General features: G+C 70.5%; 3 protein-coding genes. 2 read left to right on the forward strand and 1 reads right to left on the reverse strand.

The window, feature by feature from the left end:
- Positions 1 to 1,658, reverse strand: a 1,658-nt coding sequence (gene uvrA, locus ACXJKL_RS18230; RefSeq protein ID WP_457208416.1) for an excinuclease ABC subunit UvrA, incomplete at its 3' end; no start/stop codon positions are given.
- 166 nt (positions 1,659 to 1,824) lie between these two features.
- On the opposite strand from uvrA, the gene ACXJKL_RS18235 reads away from it, so the two are divergent.
- A complete protein-coding gene (locus tag ACXJKL_RS18235; protein WP_457208417.1) occupies positions 1,825 to 2,565 on the forward strand; it encodes a maleylpyruvate isomerase family mycothiol-dependent enzyme in 741 nt (246 codons plus the stop codon).
- A partial coding sequence (locus ACXJKL_RS18240) for an MBL fold metallo-hydrolase (RefSeq protein WP_457208418.1) occupies positions 2,559 to 3,041 on the forward strand: 483 nt, incomplete at its 3' end. The genes ACXJKL_RS18235 and ACXJKL_RS18240, both read left to right, overlap by 7 nt.

Below are 3,041 nucleotides of genomic sequence, written 5' to 3' on the forward strand. Positions count from 1 at the left end.
ATCAGGGTGTTGCCGAGCTCCTTGAGGCGCACGAGGGTCTCGATGAGGCGCTGGTTGTCGCGCTGGTGCAGGCCGATGGAGGGCTCGTCGAGGACGTAGAGGACGCCGACGAGGCCGGCACCGATCTGGGTGGCGAGCCGGATGCGCTGCGCCTCTCCCCCGGAGAGCGACCCCGACGGCCGGTCCAGCGACAGGTAGTCGAGGCCGACGTCCAGCAGGAAGTTGAGCCGCTGCTGGATCTCCTTGAGGACCTGCTCGGCGATCTGCTTCTCCCGCTGGGACAGCTCGACGGTGTTGAGGTAGTCGGCGGCCTCGTTGATCGGGAGCGCGCAGACCTCGGCGATGTTCTTGCCGCCCTCCTCGCGCTGGCCGAGGGTCACCGACATCGAGACGGGCTTGAGCCGGCTGCCCTTGCAGGCCGGGCAGGGCACCTCGCGCATGAAGCCCTCGAAGCGCTCCCGGCTGGTGTCCGACTCGGCCTCGGTGTGCCGCCGCTCGATGTAGGGGCGGACGCCCTCGAAGGCCGCGTAGTACGAGCGCTGGCGGCCGTAGCGGTTCTTGGTGACCACGTGCACCTTGGTCTTGTGGCCGTCGAGGATCGCAGTGCGGGCCTTCTGGCCGATCTCGTCCCACGGGGTGTTGAGGTCGAAGCCGAGCTCCTCGCCGAGGGCGTTCATCAGGCGCAGGAAGTAGTCGGCGACGTGCGCGTTGCTCCACGGCTGGATCGCCCCCTCGCCGAGCGTGGCCCGCGGGTCCGGGACGACCAGCTCCGGGTCGACCTCCATCCGGGTGCCGAGGCCGTGGCACTGCGGRCAGGCGCCGAAGGGCGAGTTGAAGGAGAACGAGCGCGGCTCGAGCTCGTCGGTGTCGATGGTGTGCTCGTTGGGGCAGGCCATCCGCTCGGAGAACCGCATCTCGCGGCCCGGGTCCTTGGCGTCGAGGTCGACGAAGTCGAAGACCACCAGGCCGCTCGCGAGGCGCAGCGCGGTCTCGACCGAGTCGGTGAGCCGCCGCTTGCTCGACTCCTTGACCGCGAGCCGGTCGACGACGACCTCGATGGTGTGCTTCTTCTGCTTGTCCAGCTTGGGCGGCTCGGCCAGCGGGTAGGTCTCGCCGTTGACCCGGGCTCGGCTGAAGCCGTCGGTCTGCAGCTGCCGGAACAGCTCGACGTACTCACCCTTGCGGCCACGGATGACCGGGGCCAGCACCTGGAAGCGGGAGCCCTCCTCGAGGGTGAGGACCTTGTCCACGATCTGCTGCGGGGTCTGCCGCTCGATCGGGGCACCGCAGACGGGGCAGTGCGGTCGTCCGGCGCGCGCGTAGAGCAGGCGGAGGTAGTCGTAGACCTCGGTGATGGTGCCGACCGTGGAGCGCGGGTTCTTGGACGTGGACTTCTGGTCGATCGACACCGCGGGCGAGAGGCCCTCGATGAAGTCGACGTCCGGCTTGTCCATCTGGCCGAGGAACTGGCGTGCGTACGCCGACAGCGACTCGACGTAGCGGCGCTGGCCCTCGGCGAAGATCGTGTCGAACGCGAGGCTCGACTTGCCGGAGCCCGACAGCCCCGTGAACACGATGAGCGCGTCCCGTGGCAGGTCGAGCGAGACGTCCTTGAGGTTGTGCTCGCGGGCGCCGCGGATGATCAGCTGGTCGGCCACAGTAGTCCTCACTGCACAGGGGGGTCCGGGTCCGAGCGGTCGCTCGAGCAGACGATGGGTTCGAACAAGTGTTCGTCACGCCGCGCCGGGTTGCAACCCGCCACGCGGTCAGTTCTCGATCCTACGGGGCTGCACAGCACCCCTACGTGTGTGTTGAATGACAACCATGACCGACACCGCTCCCCCCGGACCCCGGGCCGCGGCCCCACCGTGGGTGCCCAGCCAGCTCGAGCTCCTGTCCGGGGCCGACCAGCGTCTCGTGCGCACGGTGGACGGCCTCGACGACGACGCGCTGCGCCGTCCCTCGCTGCTGCCGGGGTGGACCCGGGCCCACGTCGTGGCCCACGTGGCGCTCAACGGCGAGGCCCTCGAGCAGGTGCTGGAGGCCACGGCCCGGGGCGAGCAACGACCGATGTACGGCTCCCCGGAGTCGCGGGACGCCGACATCGACGAGCTGGCAAAGGCGCAGGTCAGCGAGCTGCGGGAGCGTCTCCTGGCCTCCACCCACCGCTTCGGACGGGCCGCGGCGGCGCTGGTCGGGGACGCGTGGCACACCCACTTCGAGCGGACCCCCGGCCGCCAGTCGATGGCCGTGGCCTCCGTGCCGCTGATGCGCCTGCGCGAGGTCGAGATCCACCACGCAGACCTCGGCACGGACTACACGCAGGCGGACTGGCCCGACGCGTTCTGCGCCGTGCTCATCGAGTCGATGACCAGGCGTCCCTTCCCGCKGCCGTTCCGCGTGACGGCCCACGACCTGGCCCGGACGTGGGACCTCGGCGAGGGGACCCCCGTGGCCAACGTCACCGGCGATGCCGCCACCCTGGGGTGGTGGCTGACCGGCCGCGGCGACGGCGCGGACCTGACCGTCGACCAGGACCGACTCCCGGAGGTGCCTTCGTGGTGAACGACGACCAGCACGACTACACGGGCGACGTCTCGCCCGGCGGCGCGCCCGATGTACGCCGCATCGACTGCCTGACCCTCACCAAGGTGGCCGTCGACGCCGACATGTCCAACAACTGCTACCTGCTCGAGTGCACGGAGACGGGCGAGCTCGTGCTCGTCGACGCCGCGGCCGAGGCGCCTCGCCTGCTGGAGCTGATCGGGGACCGGTCGCTGACCACGGTGGTGACCACCCACCAGCACTGGGACCACCACCGTGCGCTGGCGGAGGTCGTGGCCGCGACCGGCGCGACRGTCGTCGCCGGCGGCGCCGACGCCGATGCCATCACCGAGCAGACCGGGGTGGAGGTGACCCGTCGCGTGGGCGACGGCGACCGGATCGCGGTCGGTACCTGCGACCTCGAGGTCATCCACGTGGCCGGTCACACCCCGGGATCGATCTGCCTGTTCTGGCCGCAGGACGGCGGGCACCTCCTC

The sequence above is a fragment of the Nocardioides sp. P5_C9_2 genome, from assembly GCF_054049555.1.